Origin of the sequence: Streptomyces sp. NBC_01283, assembly GCF_041435335.1 — a bacterium.
Taxonomy (GTDB): Bacteria; Actinomycetota; Actinomycetes; order Streptomycetales; family Streptomycetaceae; genus Streptomyces.
The window spans coordinates 51,121-69,062 of sequence record NZ_CP108430.1; the positions used below are offsets into that span (position 1 = coordinate 51,121).

Consider the following 17,942-nt stretch of genomic DNA (forward strand, 5'->3'; position numbering starts at 1 on the left):
GCAGCGCCCTCGGCCGTTACGGCTGGGTGCCAGCATGCGAGGAGGCGTTCGGCGCCTATCCGGTGGCGATCGCCCACGAGTGGAACGCCCTGGTGCACCTGCAGGGCTGCGAGGGCAGCCCTGAGGCAAGGCGTTCACCCGCGAGGAGGCCTGGGCCGCGTATCGGGATGCGACCATCTACGTGGGGGCCGCGGCGGACCGATACGTCGAAGCTGGACGTGACCGACGGGGGGGCGGAACCCGCTTGGCGCCGCAGTTCGGCCGGTACGGCATGCTCAACGTCCGCCAAGGCAAGGCGAAGAGAGGACAGCCGCTTCGAACGCCTCGTCTCGACACTGGCTAGCCGCCGCCTTGAGCCATGACGAACTCGACGTGCAGATCAAGCAGTTGGGGTGCGAGGTGCTGCGGCAGGTGGTGCAGGACAGCAGCCGTGCCCCTGGCGGGAGACGGGGCATCGTCGCCTGCTGACCTGCGTGTTCGGTCCGGTGCGGGTGAGCCGGATCGGCCATCGCGGCGGGGTGTCACCAACGTGTCCCTGGCCGATGCCCAGCTGTCGCTGCCCGTCGGCCGGCACTCGCGCGGCCTGGCCCGCCTCGCGGCCTCGAAGCGGTCCGCAGCTCCTTCGACCAGGCCGCCGCCGCGGTCGAGCGACGCTACGGGAAGGTCCTGGCAGGCGCCGCCTCAAAGAACTAGTCCTCGCCTGCGCTGTCGACAACGCCGCCTACTGCACGGTGAAGATCCCCACTCCGTGCACTTGCGAGTTGCGGCTGATCATCCAGGTCGACGGCAAGGGCGTGGTGATGCGCCCCGAAGCCCTGCGCGCGGACGCCCGAAAGCGGGGCAGAAGTGGTCGACCTGATCCAGAACGAAGCCGCCCGCCGCTTCCGCCCGCACCTCCTGCTCCACCCGGTCGGCAGCCGCGAGGCCGGGACCTGGGCAGCCACCAACGCCTCTGCCCAGGTTCCGACCGTCACTTCAAAGAATCTGCACCCATCCTCGCCGGCCACAGGCCCCACGCCGGTTCCGGTGCGGTGTCTACCCCGCCAGGATCTCTTCGGCCGCGCTGTCGAGCGTGACGAGCACCCACTCCTCGAGATCGATCCCCGCGTGCGATGCGGCGCTGTGCCACCGCCGCATATGGCCGATCGGAACGGCGAGCCGCTCGGTCGGTTTGGTGTCCTGGTCCTCGCCGGCGATCTCGTTCTCCTGCGCAAGACGCACGGCCTTGCGCAATTGCTTGGTGCTCCAGTCGCCCGCCTCGCTCTGGTCGAGCCAGTGATCCTGTTCCGCCAGCGACAGTGAGGCCACCTCGGCATGGTGCTGAAAGCTGAGTGCGGCCCGTCGCCGGTCTATGGCGAAACGACGGGATACCCAGGCGTAGTTACGAAGCGTCTGATAGCGGAGACCGACAGTGCGAATTCCTCGCTCGTAACGATCGCTGTAGTGGTCCTTCCCGTATATGAGCCAGTCCCCGAGCCACCAGGAAGAGGAATTTATGATTCCCGAAAGCCTTCTTCCGGTGTTCTCCCAGTTCTCGAAGGTCAGTCCGGCAGGGATCTGAAGGCCGACATTCGTCGTCAGTACCTGGCTGCGATGCGGACTGTCGATGGGCCCCCGCTGCCCGACGACCGTCTCGGCATCGCTCTGGCGACGTAACGTGGTTCTGGTATCGGATCGCGAAATAGACATTCCATTCCCCCTACCGAACGTTCTGCGTGCGAGTCAGGTGAATCCCGTGCCGCGCTGAAACATGCGACTCAAACGTGTTCCAGCCTGGCGCGACGCCTTTAGACGATGGACAAGTAGAGCCCAATGGGTTGTGTCCGGGCAAGGGCTTGCCTGACATCGTCAGGTGAGACGCCCGGGCATGATCGGTCGGCCCGGGCGGAAACAACACGAGCCCCTCCTGCATGACCTGTATCTTGCCCTGCCCTGGCCCCCGCGCGAAGCGCCGTAGGCCGCGCCGTTCCTCACCCACGGCCGGGGCGTGGACGCGCTGACCGCCCCCGCACGTGCTCGGCTTGCTTCGAACGGGTCCCTGGATCGGATGAGTTGATCGGTGTGGAGGCATGAAGGAAGGGCCTCTGATAACTCGCGGATGTCGAGTCCAGCGAGAACCAAGGGGCCTGTTGTCGAATCGACGCGGTGCGCTGCCTCGTCGACAACGGCCGAGTCAGGATGAAGGTCAACGGCCGCAAGCGGCACTTGCTGACCGACACTCTCGGAGCCCGGCGCCAGTCTCTTGTCCGGATGCGCGGGCAATGTGAACCGGCGCGGCTTCTCCTCGATCGGCCGGCCCCGTCCCTGCAACTCCGCCAGCGGTGACGTTGCGTGGACGTTCTTGCGGCTACGTCATGGTGAGGCGGGCTGGCAGCCAAGGATGCGCCGCCCATCGCAGCCGGGCTCGGCCGGAGTTCGGGAGAACACCACCGTGGGGGTACTGCGCCAGATCGGGGCGAATTACAGATCGTGCGGGCCATCGGACATGGACTCGGCGTTCGGCCAGAAGCCGGCCGTCATCTCCCAGGCGGACGTCCGTACAGGAGGGTGTCGGCGCGCTCCATCAGGCCGAACAGCAGGCGGACAGCTCCGGCCCCATGGCTGGCCACTCGAACTCGCCGTTGGCGCCTTCCACGTCGCCGTCCAGCGAAGTGTGGACGAAGTGGATGATCTTGCTCATAGCGCGACCCTCGCCGTGATCTGCATCACTTACGCGCTCGGAGAGTGAGCGATGCCTGCCCTCGGATGCCGCGGCCGAGGGGGAAGCCTCCAACCCTGCCGCAGGGCAACAGAGCGTGACTCTGCAACTGGCCGTACGTGGGAACTTCAGCCAGCCGCTGTCAATCGGGATTCCCGATCGGCAACGTGAAGCCTTTGCAGCCGCATCTCGGGGGCTCCCTGGGGCTGTCCAGTCGACAGGACAGCGCCTCATGCCGATTGAGGCTGACGATCACATGCGGCACATCAGTGATCCGCTCCGGGCTGACCCTGCTGGAGACCGAGCGGCCATCGCGGCCCGGGGCGTGGCGTGGGCATCGGAACGACCACGAGTCCACGTGATCACGGAGTTCTCTACGCCCGGTGATCACGAAGGGCCGCCTTGCCCGCGCTGCCATCTCCCCTGCTCTGGGCGCAGTTCGTGGCACTTCCGCCCGCTCGGGAGGAGTTCGCTGCGGGCCACCCGAGTTGGCTGTCACCGCCGTCGTGTCCCCGACGTGGATGGCGCATCACGAAGGCCCCCTGTGGCGGCCACAGTTGCGGCTGCCCTCCGGTGGACTGCGGGAGGCAGGGCATGAAACGCTCGGTGGCCATTGATACCCGCGGCGTCCCGCTCGGCCTGGTCGTGGCGAGAGCCACCCGCCACGACTCGCCCCTGCTCGGACCGGCTCTCCAAGCGGCCACGGACCGGTCGGGCCCCTGCCGGACGACGTGAACGTCGACCTCGAACGGGGCCGGGCAGCACCACGTCCCGCGCTCCGCTCCGGGAGTTGGGCTTCACCGGCAAGATCGCCCGCAAGGGCGTGCCCGCCCCGATCCAGGTCGGCAAGCGGTGGGTCGTGGAACGAACGCATTCGTGGATGGACAGCTACGGCAAACTACGACGCTGCACCGAGAAGAACAGCACCGTCGTCGAGTTCTGCCTCCTCCTGGCCGCAGCACTCGTCACTCTCCGCATACTGATCCGCCACGCCAGCATTCACTACCGCTGAGATCGGCGTCCCACCACACGCCGCCCCAAGTGATCCATTTGCCGGTCGGTCTAAGCTGCTTCGCGAGCAAGTACCAGCACCACGAAAGCCCCGACGAGCCTCGCGAGCGCCCTCTGCGAGTGCCGGGTGCTGAACGTGTCGCCGTCCGCAGGCTGCTGGACGATCAGCTCATTCCCATGATCGACGCGCTGGATCCGGCCCCGTGGCGCCGGAAGACCAAGAACGACTCGATCGCGTGACGTTGAGATCTGCGCAATGGCCCCGAATCCATCGGCCGAAGAAGGAGCATGGAGTGACGAACACGCGCAGCCGAGGCGCCGCCGCCCGCGGCGGTTGGATACGCCAGTACCACCCCCCGAGGGGCGATGCCCCCACCCTCGTCTGCTTCCCGCACGCCGGGGGTTCCGCATCGGCCTACTTCGCCCTGTCGGCTGCCCTTTCCGAGGGAGCCGAGGTGCTGATCGTGCAGTACCCCGGAAGGCAGGACCGCCTGGACGAGCCCGCGCTGACGGATCTGGGGGAGTTGGCGGACGGAGCCGTCGCGGCTCTGGAGCCCTGGACGGGCCGCCCGTTGACGTTGTTCGGGCACAGCATGGGGTCCGTCGTGGCCTACGAGGTCGCACAACGACTGGAGCGGGGACCGGGCCCCGGTCCGGCCGGGATCATCGTCTCGGGCAACATGGCACCGTCGGTCGAGCGGGACCAAGGCGTCCACCGGTTGGACGACGAGGAACTCATGGCATGGATGTCGGACCTCGCCGGTACGCCGCCGGCCGTGCTGGCGGACAAGGAGCTCCTGGCCACCATCGTCCCCGCCCTGCGTGGCGACTTCACGGCGCTGGAGACGTATCGCCACCCGGAGGGCAGCTCGGTCCGGTGCCCCATCAGCGGCTACGTGGGGGACCACGATCCGCATGTGCCGCACGACGGCTTCCTCCGCTGGGCCGAGCACACGACGGCGGAATTCACCGTCCAGGTCTTCGACGGCGGCCACTTCTACATCGAGGACCAGGTGCAGGACGTGGCCCGGAGCATTCTGCGGGACGTGTCCGCCTTCGTCTCGCGGCGCCCGGCGCGAGACCTGCTCGCCTGAGAGGGCGCGGCATGGCCCGATTTCGCCTTCGTCGCCACCAGGCAAGCGATCTGACGCACCGTCAGTCCACCGGCACTCCATATCCGCGGCACCGCCACACCCGCCCGCCACCCCGGAGGTGTCCGATTACCAGCTGACGGCACCGCCACCTGCAGCCCCCTCCGGCATGTACGCCCGGCCGCCGCCGGATGCCCGGAGAGATTCGGCCAATCAAGATATATCTCAATGGTTGACACGCGTTATATCGCGTGCCACAGTCCGAGGACAGGGTTCGGCCGCAGGTACCTGTCCAGCCTGTGTCGCCGAGTGCCCACACACGTCCCCAACCCTTTGACCACAGGAGTGCTCTATGCCAGAGGCCATCCATGCTGAGGGCCTGGTGAAACACTTCGGCGACGTACGGGCGGTGGACGGTGTCGACCTGGACGTCGCCAAAGGAACCGTGCTCGGCCTGCTCGGCCCCAACGGCGCCGGCAAAAGCACCATCGTACGGATAGTGACCACCCTGCTCATGCCTGACGCCGGGCATGCGACCGTACTCGGAGCGGACGTCGTCAAGGACCCGGACACGGTGCGCCGTTCGCTCGGCATGGCGGGGCAATTCGCCGCGGTCGACGAGTTCCTCACGGGGCGGGAGAATCTGCAACTCATCGGCCGCCTCTATCAGTTGAGGAAACGCGACGCGGCAGCCCGCGCCGATGAGCTGTTGACGCTGTTCGACCTCACCGACGCCGCCGACCGAACTGCCAAGACCTACTCCGGCGGCATGCGGCGCCGTCTCGACCTCGCGGCGGCCATGCTCATGAAGCCGGCGGTGATGGTCCTCGACGAGCCGACTTCGGGCCTGGACCCCACCAGTCGGCGGGTGCTGTGGGACGTCATCCGCGCGATGGTCGCCGAAGGCACCACGCTCCTGCTGACCACGCAGTACCTGGAAGAGGCCGACCAACTCGCCGATTCGATCTGCGTCATCGACCACGGCCGGGTGCTCGCCCACGGCACGAGTGACGAACTCAAGGCACGCGTCGGGAACGAGCGGGTCGAGATGATCCTTCCCGAGGGCGAGGACCTCACCGGCGCCGGTCTGGTGATGGCCTCGGAGGGGCGGGGCGAGGTATCCGTCGAGGAGCACACCCGCAAACTGATCGTGCCGGTTTCGGACGGTTCCCGCTCGCTCGGCGGCATCATTCGCCGACTGGACGAGCTGGGCATTCCCTTTGATGACATCGCCCTGCGCCGTCCGACCCTGGACGACGTATTCCTCTCCCTTACCGGTCGCGCTGCCGAGACCGTTAAGGACAGTGAGGACCTTCGAGTGAAGGAGACCGCCAAGTGACCGCCCTGGCACCGCCACCCGCCGTCCGGCCGCCCACCGGGGGCGCCGTCGGCCAGTCCGTGCGCGACTCGTTCATCATCGCCAAGAGCGGGCTGATCAGGGTCAAGCGCGCTCCGGGCATGATCTTGTTCATGCTGATCCAGCCGACCATCTTCATCGTGATGTTCACCTATGTGTTCGCGGGCTCGGTGAACATCGGCGGCACCACCGACCGCGCGGCATTCCGCGAGTTCAACGTGGTCGGCATCATGGCCCAGACCGTCATCTTCTCGGTCATCGCGACCGCCGCGGGCATCGCCGATGACATGCGCAAGGGACTTGTCGACCGGTTCCGTTCGCTGCCGATGGCACGCGGCGCGGTGCTCACCGGCCGCACTCTGTCCGACTCTGTGACGATCGCTCTCGTCCTGGTGGTGCTGGGCGGCGTCGGAGCGGGAGTCGGCTGGCGCTTCCATGAGGGAATTCCCAAGATGCTGGCCGGCTTTGCGCTGCTGTTCCTGCTGGGATACGCCTTCACCTGGGTCGGCGCATTGACCGGACTGGCTTCACGCTCCCCCGAGGCGGCGTCGTCGGCTCCCATGCTGTGGATCTTCCCGGTGTCGTTCATCTCCAACGCCTTCGTAGACCCCACTCGCATGTCAACCCCCCTGCGGGTCATGGCCGAATGGAACCCGTTCAGTGCGACCGTGCAGGCTGCCCGCACGCTGTTCGGCAATCCGGGTACCGGAGCGAGGGACGCATGGCCGATGCAGCACCCGATTGAGGCGTCGCTGATCTACTCGGTCATCATCATCGTCGTCTTTCGTACCTTGGCCGTGCGCAAGTACCGGCGCACCGCCACATCCTGACGGGGCGGTGCCCCGGACGCGGGTGCCGGCAAGATCAAAGCAAGGGGCGGGTCGGCAGACCCGCCCCTTGGGCCGCGTCGTTCACTCGTCTCCGGCCGGCCCCTGGGTGCAGTACGGCAGATAGGCGTCCAGGAGGTCATCCAGGTAGCTCGCCGCGCTCCGCAGCCCAGGGCGGAAGTCCGGAACGTAGGACTGGAGCCGGCGGATCGAAACGCGGGTGACTGCCGCGTCGCCAGGAATGTACGTCCGAACCGCGCTCGTGCCCAGCCGCATCTCGATGCCGTCCAGGATCGCCTCGACGTGCTGCGGCGCCCCGGATGCCACGTTGAGGACCTCGTCCCGCACACCTTGGCCGAGCAGTCGCCCGATGGCATCGACGAGGTCGTTCACGTCCAGCAGGTCCCGGTGGACGCCCTGCTGCACCCGCACGGCACCGGCCCGTACCTGCCGCGTCAGTCCGGGCAGCAGCTGGTGAGGTCGTTGGTGTCGGCCCACCGTGTGGCTCAGCCGCAGGATCAGGTAAGGGACTCCCGAGCCGCGGATCGTCGACTCGAGCGCCAACTTGCTTCTGCCGTAGGCCGATGGCGGAGCCACCAGGTGGTCTCCTTCGGAGCACGGGGCACCGGTGGACCCGTACACCGCGAATGAGGCCGAGGAGAAGAACAGCACCGTCCTGTGCCGGTCCCTGCACTCGCGCAGGACCTCACGCACCAGCTCGGCTTCCCGGCCGAACTCCGCGGGTGCGACGCCCGAATGACTGGAGACGCCGGCTGCGATCGCGGTGACCCCGGGAAACCGATCCCTGAAGGCTTCCGAGAGATGCCGGGCGAGAAAGCCGTGGCCGATGATCTGCACGTTGCTCCAACTCTGCGGCTCGGGAACCCAGGAAGCAGATCAGTCAGCGCAGACGCGCATGCCGGACCGTCAGTTTCCGCATGCCGACGGTCCCGTGGATCCGGATCCGCGGCCCATCGGAACCGGAGGACCTTCCGGGCTTGTAGGACAGGCCCTTCAACCCGGTCTCCATGTCCTTGAGGTCGACGATCGCGTCGCGCGGCACAATGATCCGGACGCGTCCCACGCCGACCAGGACCTCGAGGTCGACGACCGGATGCTCGATGATCGCCCGGGACAGGTCCAGGTAGACCGTCGCAAGTGCCGATGCGACCGTGAGGTCCGCGGGCACCCGCCACCGGCCGCGCCGGAGGATCAGCCCGCTCACCGTGGTGATCGTGGACCGGTCGTCCGGGTTCTGTGCCGGGAGCCCAGCCACAGCCACATCGATCTGGCCCCGCGTCCTGGCGCTCAGCACCTGTTCGAGGCACTGGTCCAACTGCTGGTGCGTGAGCTGTCCTTTTGCGTACGCGTCCTTCAGCAGCTGTGCGGCCCGGTCCCGGTCATCGTCGCCAATGAGCGTATTCGGGTCCTTCGAGTGGGAAGCCATGTCCTCAACTCTCATGTCATGTCAGTGGATCACCCGCATCTTGCCGAACGGCAGGTGCTCACTGCGGGGGAATGCCCTGGGCCGTCTCGGGCCCGGCGGGCACAATCGGGCGGATCAGGACCCGTCCCCCGTGCCCCTCCTGCGCAACCGCGGCGAGCGGACCTTGGGAGCATTGTCGACGATGCGCGCCAGCGCCGCGACGTCGGGGGCCCCGTACACCTCGTTGATGAGCACTCTGACCCCCAGTTTCCTGCCGATCCGGCCGGTGAGGCCAGAGGCCAGCAGTGAGTCGCCGCCCAGATCGAAGAAGTTGTCGCCGACACCTACCTGGTCGATGTGCAGGACATCCGCCATCAAGACACACAGCTCCTGCTCCGCCCGGCTACGCGGCGGCGTGAAGTCCCTGCGCGGGCGCCCGGGTTCGGGCAGCGCGTCCTGGTCCAGCTTGCCGTTCTGATTGAGCGGCAGTGCCTCGAGCAGGGTGTAGGCGGACGGCAGCATGTACGTCGGCAGAACCTCCTGCAGACTGTTCCGCACGTCGTCGAGCAGGTCGGCCCGGCCGGACCACCGCCGCTGGGCCGGCGCCACCGGGGCCCTGGGACCCGGGTCCGCGCTGCGGCCGTCGTCGCGCCGGGCGTAGACGTTGCAGAGGACCGTGTTGTGCAGCAGGCTGCTGTCCTGTTCGCACACGACCTCGAAGCCGTGGTCCTTCAGGAGCGTCTCGACCTCTGCCAACCTGCCGTCGACGTCGTGGAGTTCGATGGCGAACTGCCGGATCCTCGGCCAGTGCTCCGGGCGGATGCCCTTGAGGACCTCGTGCTCGGCGCCCTCCACGTCGATCTTCATCAGGTCGATCCGGTCGATGGCTTCCTGCTCGATGATCTCCGAGAAGGTGCGCACACGGCAGGTGAACGTCCGGCTCTCCAGGCGGGACTCGACGACCTCGTCAATCAGGTCCTTTGCAGCGGCGCCGGGCCGCGCGCCGTCGGCCGGCTTCGCCTTGTTGCGCAGGAAGGCGCGCACCAGGTCGCGCGCCTCGGGCGCGGTCGCGGCGCGGGTGGAGTTGACGGTGTTGTGCGGATAGAAGGTGAAGGTCTCCTCCTGTGCCTGCGCCCCCAGACCGCAGTCGAACAGCTTGGCGTTGAGGCCGTGGAGCTCGACGTTGCGGCGCAGCGAATCGTGCAGCGGTGGGAGCGGTTCGAAGGCGTAGAGACGGCCGTCCGGGTTGCGGTTCGACGCGAACAGGGTGAACAGGCCGATGTTGGCGCCCACATCGACGATCGTGTCGCCGTTGTCGATGGTGATGCCGCCGCGCAGGTACTCCTCGCGCGTGAATATCTCCTCGTAGACGAAGTCCGTCTCGCTCTTGTTGTGGTGGAACACCGTCATGCCGTTGGGCAGTTCGCGGACCGGCGGGTGGGTGTCGCCCTCGGCGCGTTCCAGGCGGAGCAGTTCGCGCACCGCCGGTGCGCGGTCCGCCGCGGGGACGACGTAGGCCACCACGCGCTTGTCCCCGTCGCCGTGGTCGCGCACCACGACCCGCGCGTCCTGGACCGCCGGGTGTTCGGTGAGCCGGGCCTCGATCTCCCCGAGCTCGATGCGGAACCCGCGGACCTTCACCTGGTCGTCGTTGCGTCCCAGGTATTCGAGGGTTTTGTCGGGCAGCCACCGGACCAGGTCCCCGGACCGGTACATCCGTGCGCCCGGCTTCCCGGCGAACGGGTCCGCGAGGAAGCGCTGGGCGGACAGTGCCGGCCGGTTCAGGTAGCCGCGCGCCACGCCCGCGCCGCCGACGTACAGCTCGCCGACGACGCCGACCGGTGTGGGCCGCAGGTACCGGTCGAGTACATAGGTGTGCAGGTCCGGCAGGCGCCGGCCGACCGGGCTGACGACCCGATCCGCGTCAGCCCCGGTCAGGAGGTGGTGGGTGGTGTGCACTGTGGTCTCGGTGATGCCGTACATGTTCACCAGCCGGGTGTCCCGGTTGGCCTCGCGCCGCATCCATGGTGTGAGCAGCGCCGGGTTCAGTGCCTCGCCGCCGAACACCACCACCCGCAGGGCATGTTCCGCGCCGTCCTCGCCCTGGGCCGCGATCAGCTGGTGGAAGGCCGTCGGTGTCTGGTTCAGCACCGTCACCCGCGAGGTGCACAGCAGCCGGTACAGGTCCTTCGGGTTGCGGGCGACCTCCCGTGGCACCACGACCAGGGTGCCGCCGTGCAGCAGCGCACCCCACATCTCCCACACCGAGAAGTCGAAGGCGAACGAGTGGAGCAGCGCCCACACGTCCTGCTCGTCGAAACCGAAGTGCTCCCGTGTGGTGGTGAACAGCCGTACCACGTTGCGGTGTTCGACCTTGACGCCCTTCGGGGTGCCCGTCGAACCCGACGTGTAGATGACGTAGGCCGCATGGGCGGGCCGGACACCGGTGTCCGGCAGGTCCTCGGCCGAGAGCCCGCTCCACCGGTCGGTGTCCGCGCGCACGTCGACGACCGGGATCGGCGGGACGCCGGGGGCCTGGTCCGGGTCCGAGGGGGCGTCGGTCAGCAGCAGACGCGGCGCGCTGTCGCGCAGCACCAGGGCCGTCCGGTCGGCAGGGGAAGCAGGGTCGATCGGCACATACGCGCCACCGGCCTTGAGCACGGCGAGCACGGCGACAACCAGATGCTCGGTCCGGTCCAGGCGCAGCGCGACCAGAACCTCCGGCCCGACACCCAGGCCCCGCAGATGGCGGGCCAGGCGGTTGGCGCGTGCGTTCAGGTTCCGGTACGAGAGGCTGCGGCCCTCGGCGGTGACCGCGACCGCGTCCGGGGTCGCGGCTGCCACTTCCTCGAACCATTCGTGGACGCACCGGCCCGGCGCTTGTGCGGCCGGCGCCTCGCTCCGCTCCGCCAGGACCTGGCGGCGTACCTCGTCGCCCAGGACAGGCAGTTCGAGAGCGGGGTGCTGGGCGGCCCGGTCGCCGTGGAGGGCGTCGGCGAGTCGCGCCAGCGCCGTCTCGAGGTAGTCGATGACGGACTGCGGGTCGTAGGGCAGGCCGGCCCGCCCCTGGACGGTGAAGCGTCCGTGGCGGCCGCTGATCGCCACCTCCACGGGCTCAGCGCGCCCGTCGTCCGCGGCACTCCCGTTCGCGTGCGGGCCCCGGAAGTCGAGGATCATGTCGAACCGCCGAGGGTGGGCGCGGTGGCCGAAGCCGGGCAGTTCCCGGTCCATGCGATGCACCAGGTCCCGCACGCTCATCCCGGTCAACTCGACTTGAACCGGCCGGGTCTCGCCGGCCGCGGTGCTGCGGAAGCACACGTCCGCGCGCCCGCTGAACATCGACACCGCCAGGGCCCAGCCCGCGTGGAAGAGCGCCGCCGGGTCGGTCCCGAGTTTCTTCGCGCAGCTGCGGACCCGTTCGCCGAGGAGGGGGTCGAGCACCCGGCTCCGAACGGAGAGCCCGGCATCCCCGTCGGCCTTCAGTTCTCCTGCGGGCTCCTCGACGACCAGGTCGCCCAGCAGCGCCCGTACGTCTGCGGCGAGCCGTTCGAGAACCCGCCCGTACAGTGCGGCGACCCGCTGCGCGTATTCCTGGTCGAGCAGTTGCCGCTGGTACTGCATGGTCAGCCGCAGCCGGTCGCCGTCGGGATGAGCGAACACGGTCATGGGGAAGTGGCTGAGGGAGTGCAGGCCGATGCCGGTGACGGCGAAGCCCGCCGCCTCGGCCGCCTCGGCCGCGGCCTCCCTGTCCAGGGGAAAGGACTCGAAGCCGATGACGGTGTCGAACAGCGTCGGCAGCCCGGCGGCGCTCTGGATCTCGCCGAGTCCGCAGGGAGGGCGGCCCAGCAGGGTTCCCTGCCGTTGCTGCAGCTGCTCCAGCAGCTGTGCGGCGGTCTCCTGCGGGTCGCAGCGCACCCGTACCGGCACGGTGTTGATGAAGGTTCCCACCATGCGGTCCGCGTCGGGCAGCTCGGCGGGCCGTCCGGCCACCGCGGCGCCGAACACCACGTCCTGGCGGTTGGTCAGATGGCTGAGGACGACGGCCCAGGCCCCCTGCACCAGGGTGTTGAGGGTGACCCCGATGTCGGCGGCCCGGTCCGGCAGTGCCAGGGCCGCGGCGGCCGGCAGGGGGACGTCGACGCGGTCGGTGCCGCCCGCCGAACCGGCGGGGGCGGTGCCGGCGGTGAGCAGCGACGGCTCCGTCAGGCCTGCCAGCTCCTGCGCCCAGGCGCGGGCCGCCGCCTGTGTGTCCTGCCGGTCCAGCCAGGCAAGGTAGTCGCGGTAGCTGGGGGCCGGTGGCAGCGCGGCGGCTCCCTGATCGGCGTAGAGCCGCATCAGGTCCTGGGCCAGCAGGGGCAGGCACCAGCCGTCGAGGGTGGCATGGTGGGCCGACAGGATCAGCACATGACGGTCCTCGGCCAGCGTCAGCAGCGACATGCGCAGCACCGGTGGCACCGCGAGGTCGAAGTGGACCGTCAGGTCACTCGACAGGAACTGCCGGTAGGCGCTGTCGCGCATGGCTTCGCCAAGGCTGCTCAGGTCGAGGTACTGCCAGGGCAACTCGACGCCGTCCACGACGAACTGGACGAGGGTGCCGTCGGGTCCCGGCGCGTAGCCGGCCCGCAGGCCGGGGTGCCGGTCGACCAGGGCCTGTGCGGCAGCGCGCAGGTGCGCGGGGTCGACCGGCCCGGACAGGCGCAAGGTGTACTGGACCTGGTAGGTGTCGACCTCGGCGGATGTCTCGTGCTCCATCAGCGAGTGCACCAGCAGCCCCTGCGGAAGCGGTGCGAGAGGCCAGACATCGGACAGGCCCGGATAGTGCTGCTGCCAGTCGTCGAGTTCCTGCTGGGTGACACCGGGCAGGAGCACGTCCGACGGTGTCAGGCCGCCCGCGCCGGTCCGGACGGCATGCCGGGAGATCGCGTCGAGCGCCAGGCCCCACAGATCCGCCAGCTCCTGCACCTCGGCGGCGGTGAGGACGGCCCCGGAGCCGGTGAACACGGCTTCGAGGCACGGGCCTTCGCCGGTGTCGACCAGGGCGGTCCGGACGGCGAGGTCGACATCCGCGCCGGCGTCCGGTGCTGCGGGCACGGTCCAGCCCTCGGCCGGAGTGAATCCCGCACCAGGCAGGTCCGTGGCGGGGGCCGGGAACCGGCCCAGGTGGGCGAAGGAGATCCGGCCGCTTGCCGAGCGCTCCAGGACGGCAGCAGTCCTGGGGTTGAGGTGGCGCAGGAGGCGGTAGCCGATCCCCTGGTCGGGCAGGGCGCGCAGCTGCTCCTTCACCGCCTTGACAGCGGTGCCGGCGGCGGATCCGCCCGCGAACGCCTCTTCCAGGTCGACTCCGGTCACATCCAGGCGTACCGGGGTGCTGCCGGTCAACCGGCCGACGGTCCGGGACAGTTCGACGCCGGCCACCTCGGCCGCCGCCCGGCCGTACTCGTCCAGGCGGATCAGCACGGACGACGCGTCGGCCCCGGATGCCGCTCGCCGATTCGCCAGGGCCAGCGCGAGCGCCGTGAGCAGAGCGTCCTCGACCCCGCAGCGGAAGGCGGCCGGGAGAGCGGCCAGGAGGGTGTCGGTGACGGAGGCCGGGAGCAGGATCCGGGCGCCGACCGGTGCGGGGTCCGCGCCGTCGGCCGGGTTCCGGCGGCGCGCACCGACAGCCGGGTCGGGCCCGTCGACGCCGGCGAGCCAGGCGTCCAGCTCGGCCACGCGCGCGGGCCGGTGCGCCTCCTCGGTCAGGGCGCGGGCGACGGACTGCAGCGGTGCGGTGACCGGGGGCAGTTCGACGTCCAGGCCGGTCCGGAGCTGTTCCCCGGCCGTGCGGAGGTCGGCGAGGAGGATGCGCCAGGAGTGGGCGTCCACCAGGAGATGGTGCAGGACCATCAGCAGCCGCCCCGCCCCGCGGCTGCCCGCGTCGAACCAGGTGAACTGCGCCACCGGGCCGGCCGCCGGGTCCAACCGGGCGGCGGCAGCCTCGAGTTCGGTGCGCAGCAGGCGGTTCCACTCCTCGGCCCGCTCGGTGCCCGCCGCGGCCTCCCAGGGGGCGTCGGCGGCGACCCGGTGGATCAGGGGGTCCGCGGTCACCGAGCCCGGCGGGGCCACGACGAGCCCGCCTCCGTCGGATTCCGTCACGCGGGCGCGGAGCATGTCGTGATGGTCGATCAGCGCGGCCAGGGTGGCGGCCAGGGTGGTCCGGTCCAGGCCTTGGGAAAGGTTCAGGAGTATCGCCTGGCAGTATCGCGCCGCGCCGGGCCCCAGCTCGTGCAGGAGGTGAGTCGCAGGGAGGTGCAGCAGCCGCCCCGCTCCCCCGTCGGCGAGTTCCGTGGCAGGGTCCGGTTCCGCCACGCCGATCGCGTCGGCGAGGGCGGCCACCGTGCGGGACTCGAAGATCTGCCGGAAGGAGACCTCCACTCCTCGTGCCCGTATCTGTGAAGCGACCCGCATGGCCTGGATGCTGTCTCCACCCAGCGACAGGAAGTCGTCGTCGATGCCGACCCGGGCGAGGCAGAGCACCTCGGCGAAGGCGTCGGCGAGTGCCTCCTCGACCGGGGAGCGGGGCGCACGGTAGTCAGCCCCGCGGGACTGCGGCCGAGGCAGCGCCGCCTTGTCCGCCTTGCCGTTCGGCGTCAGCGGCATCTCGTCGATGACCATGATCTTTCCGGGTACCATGCCCTCCGGCAGACGCCGGGCCAAGAACGCACGGAGCTCGGCCGCGCCGAGTCCCGGCCCCAGGGTGAGCTGCCCTGCCCCGCCCACGGGCTCGGCTCGCTGGGTCCCTGTATCGGACGCCGGCACCACGAAGCCGACCAGCTGTTTTCCGCCGGTGCCGGTGTCTTGGACCACGACGGCGGCCTGACGGACCCTCGGATGCGTCGCGAGAGCCGTCTCCACCTCGCCGAGTTCGATCCGCTGTCCCCGCAGCTTCACCTGGTCGTCGCTGCGGCCCAGATACTCCAACTGCCCGTCGGCGCCTATTCGGGCCACGTCGCCGGTGCGGTACATCCGTCCGCCCGCGGGGCCCAACGGATCGGCCAAAAACCGCGTCGCGGTCTGGGCCGGGCGCCCCAGATATCCGCGGGCCAGCCCCGGGCCCGCCAGGTACAGGTCGCCGGCCTGCCCCTCGGCGACTGGCGTGAGGTCCTCGCCGAGCAGATACGCACGGGCGTCCGTCATCGCGGTGCCGATCGGCACCGCACCGTCGCGGAGCGGTCCGCCGAACGTGGCCCACACGGTGGCCTCGGTCGGACCGTAGGCGTTGAACAGCCGTCGCGCGGCGCCCCATTCGGCCACGAGGGCGGGGGTGCTCGCCTCCCCTCCGACCACCATGACCCGCAGCTGGTCCAGGGATGCCGCGGTGCCTGCGGGCAGCGTGGCCAGTACGCTCGGCGGCAGCGTCGCGTGCGTCACCTCGCGCTCCGCCAGGAGCGCGGCCAGCTCCTCACCCACCAGTTGTTCCTGCGCCGGGAGGACGAGCAGGGCCCCCGTGGTCAAGGCCGTCACCAGGTCCCACACCGACATGTCGAAGCTGAGCGCCGCGTACTGCAGCACTCGGGCGCCCGCACAGTCACCGAGTTCACCTACCCGCATGGCCTCGGCCCGGAGTGCGGCGAGCCCGGAGTGCGTCACCGTCACCCCCTTGGGCCGGCCCGTGGAGCCCGAGGTGTAGATGACATACGCGGCGTTGGCCACGCTCAGCGGCCCGACCCGGCCCGAGTCGACCGGGTCCGACTCCGGCGCACCACGCCGAGCCGCCGCAGTGTCCGGTGCATCCACGACCAGCACGTCCGCCTCGAGCCCCGCGGGCAGCCGCACGGCGGCGGCTCGTGTGGTGAGCACGGCAGTCGGGGCGGCATCGGCTGCCATGTACGCGATGCGCTTCTCCGGATGGCCCAGGTCCCAGGGCAGATAGGCTGCGCCGGCCTTCATGATGCCGAGCAGCGCTGCGATCTGCTCGACCGAGCGCGGCATCGCCAGGGCCACGGTCTGCTCCGGGCCGATACCGCGGCCGATCAGCCAGTGCGCGAACCTGTTCGCCGACGCGTTCAGCTCCCGGTACGTCCAGACCGTGCCGGCACACTCGACGGCCGGATTCTGCGGCACCTCCCGTACCCGTGCCTCGAACAGCTCGGTGAAGGTGGCCGGAGGAACACCCGTCCCGGCGAACGGCACGTCAGCGGACGATCCTCGTGGGTCGCTCACGAATTCTCCAGAGTCTCGGGACGATAAAGGGGATCGAGGGCTACCTGGCTGAACTCAAAGAGACCGGCAGACTGCTGTATCCGTGCAGGAAGTTGGAGTGGATGGGCCTGGCCGGGCCGTTCGGCACGGCTTCTGCGACGTGAGTGCGCAGGGCGGAGAGCATGGCGGCGATCTCGGCCCGGCCCAGGTAGGCGCCGGGGCAGAAGTGCGGTCCGTAGCCGAACGCCACATGCTTGCCGGGAGTCCGGCCCAGGTCGAAGGAACCGGGGTCGGCGAAAAGGTCCTCGTCGTAGTTGGCTGAACTGTTCCAGAGCGTGACGACGTCGCCGGCGCGAAGGAGCCGGCCCCCGATCTCGACGTCCTCGCGGACCCGCCGGCCGAAGTGCATGGCGGGGCTGACCCAGCGCAGTACCTCTTCCACGGCGCTGTCCACGGTGACTTCCCCGGACTTGAGCCGCCGCCACTGCTCCGGGTGCTCCATCAGCGCGCGCACGCCACTGATCATCGAGAGCCTGCTGGTCTCGTCGCCGCCGATGATGATGCTGTAGCAGTTGAAAATGATCTCCTGCTCGGTGAGCGGCTCGCCGTTGATGGTGCTGGTCGTGAGGATGCTCAGCACATCGTCACGCGGGTCCTTGCGCCGCACCGCGGCCAACTCCGCGAAGTAGAAGAGCAGTTCGTTGCGCGCGACGATCGCCTCGTCCGCGGAGCTGCCCTCGTCCTCGGTGCTGAGCGCCTCCTTCGTCAGGACCAGCAGATCGTCGCGGTCACCGGCAGGAACCCCCAGCAGGTCGGCGATGGTGGCCATCGGTATGTGCTCCGCGACGTCCTTGGCGAAGTCGCAGTCCCCGGCCTCGACAGCGCTCCGCACCAACTGGTCCGTGCGCTCCCGCACTCCGGCGACGACCGGTTCGAGCACCCGGGGTGCGAACGCCTTCAGCATCAAGTTGCGCAGTTCACGGTGGCGTTGGCCGTCCGTGACGGCGAGCATCTTGCCCGCGGCCGAGTCCCCGCCCTCCAGCAGAGTCGCCAGCACATTGCCGTACTCGGAGGTGAAGCGCTTGTTGTCCCGGTAGACCTCCATCACATCGCGGTAGCGCGAGAGCACCCAGAAGCCGGGCACGGCACGGTCCTCCACCTCGTGCCAGTGGACCGGACTCGCCGACCGGAACCGGCGCCACATCTCCACGAGTTCGGCATCGGCCGCGAGGAAGGTTTGCGGGTCGGTAAGGTCGGCGCACTCAACAGTCAGGGTGGTCACGATTGTTCTCCCGCCTTTTCCTGGCACTGGGAACTCACAACGGATTCTGGGGTTCGCCAACGATGCGCG

The 17,942-nt window shown here is 69.4% G+C and carries 8 protein-coding genes and 2 pseudogenes; 5 read left to right on the plus strand and 5 right to left on the minus strand.

Features of this window, described 5'->3' with window-relative positions; translation table 11 throughout:
• Nucleotides 1-308 precede the first annotated feature (308 nt).
• Nucleotides 309-971 (plus strand): annotated as a pseudogene (locus OG302_RS00130) (ISKra4 family transposase); the annotation flags it as partial.
• 64 nt (nucleotides 972-1,035) lie between these two features.
• On the opposite strand, the gene OG302_RS00135 reads toward OG302_RS00130, so the two are convergent.
• On the minus strand, nucleotides 1,036-1,689 hold the full coding sequence (locus OG302_RS00135) for an LmbU family transcriptional regulator (RefSeq protein ID WP_371524566.1): 654 nt from the start codon (nucleotides 1,687-1,689) through the stop codon (nucleotides 1,036-1,038).
• A gap of 1,537 nt (nucleotides 1,690-3,226) precedes the next feature.
• Here OG302_RS00135 and OG302_RS00140 point away from each other — a divergent pair.
• The 4 genes and pseudogenes from OG302_RS00140 to OG302_RS00155 form a co-directional block, all read left to right on the plus strand.
• A pseudogene (locus OG302_RS00140) lies at nucleotides 3,227-3,710 on the plus strand (IS5/IS1182 family transposase); the annotation flags it as partial.
• Between the two features lie 292 nt (nucleotides 3,711-4,002).
• Nucleotides 4,003-4,803, plus strand: coding sequence for a thioesterase II family protein (locus OG302_RS00145; protein ID WP_371524568.1), 801 nt, complete (start codon nucleotides 4,003-4,005; stop codon nucleotides 4,801-4,803).
• Between the two features lie 349 nt (nucleotides 4,804-5,152).
• On the plus strand, nucleotides 5,153-6,139 hold the full coding sequence (locus tag OG302_RS00150; RefSeq protein WP_371524570.1) for an ATP-binding cassette domain-containing protein: 987 nt from the start codon (nucleotides 5,153-5,155) through the stop codon (nucleotides 6,137-6,139).
• A complete protein-coding gene (locus OG302_RS00155; RefSeq protein ID WP_371524572.1) occupies nucleotides 6,136-6,987 on the plus strand; it encodes an ABC transporter permease in 852 nt (283 codons plus the stop codon). The genes OG302_RS00150 and OG302_RS00155 overlap by 4 nt, the downstream gene beginning before the upstream one ends.
• An 81-nt stretch (nucleotides 6,988-7,068) precedes the next feature.
• Here OG302_RS00155 and OG302_RS00160 read toward each other — a convergent pair whose 3' ends face one another.
• From OG302_RS00160 to OG302_RS00175, 4 genes are all read right to left on the minus strand, one after another.
• On the minus strand, nucleotides 7,069-7,842 hold the full coding sequence (locus OG302_RS00160; protein ID WP_371524574.1) for an NAD-dependent epimerase/dehydratase family protein: 774 nt from the start codon (nucleotides 7,840-7,842) through the stop codon (nucleotides 7,069-7,071).
• 43 nt (nucleotides 7,843-7,885) lie between these two features.
• The gene (locus tag OG302_RS00165) at nucleotides 7,886-8,431 is read right to left on the minus strand and encodes a DUF1707 domain-containing protein (protein WP_371524576.1); all 546 of its coding nucleotides are present in this window, start codon (nucleotides 8,429-8,431) and stop codon (nucleotides 7,886-7,888) included.
• Nucleotides 8,432-8,545: 114 nt separating this feature from the next.
• The gene (locus OG302_RS00170; RefSeq protein ID WP_371524578.1) at nucleotides 8,546-16,612 is read right to left on the minus strand and encodes an amino acid adenylation domain-containing protein; all 8,067 of its coding nucleotides are present in this window, start codon (nucleotides 16,610-16,612) and stop codon (nucleotides 8,546-8,548) included.
• Between the two features lie 40 nt (nucleotides 16,613-16,652).
• Nucleotides 16,653-17,873: a cytochrome P450 gene (locus tag OG302_RS00175; protein ID WP_371524580.1), complete on the minus strand. Its 1,221-nt coding sequence runs from the start codon at nucleotides 17,871-17,873 to the stop codon at nucleotides 16,653-16,655.
• Nucleotides 17,874-17,942: the final 69 nt, after the last annotated feature.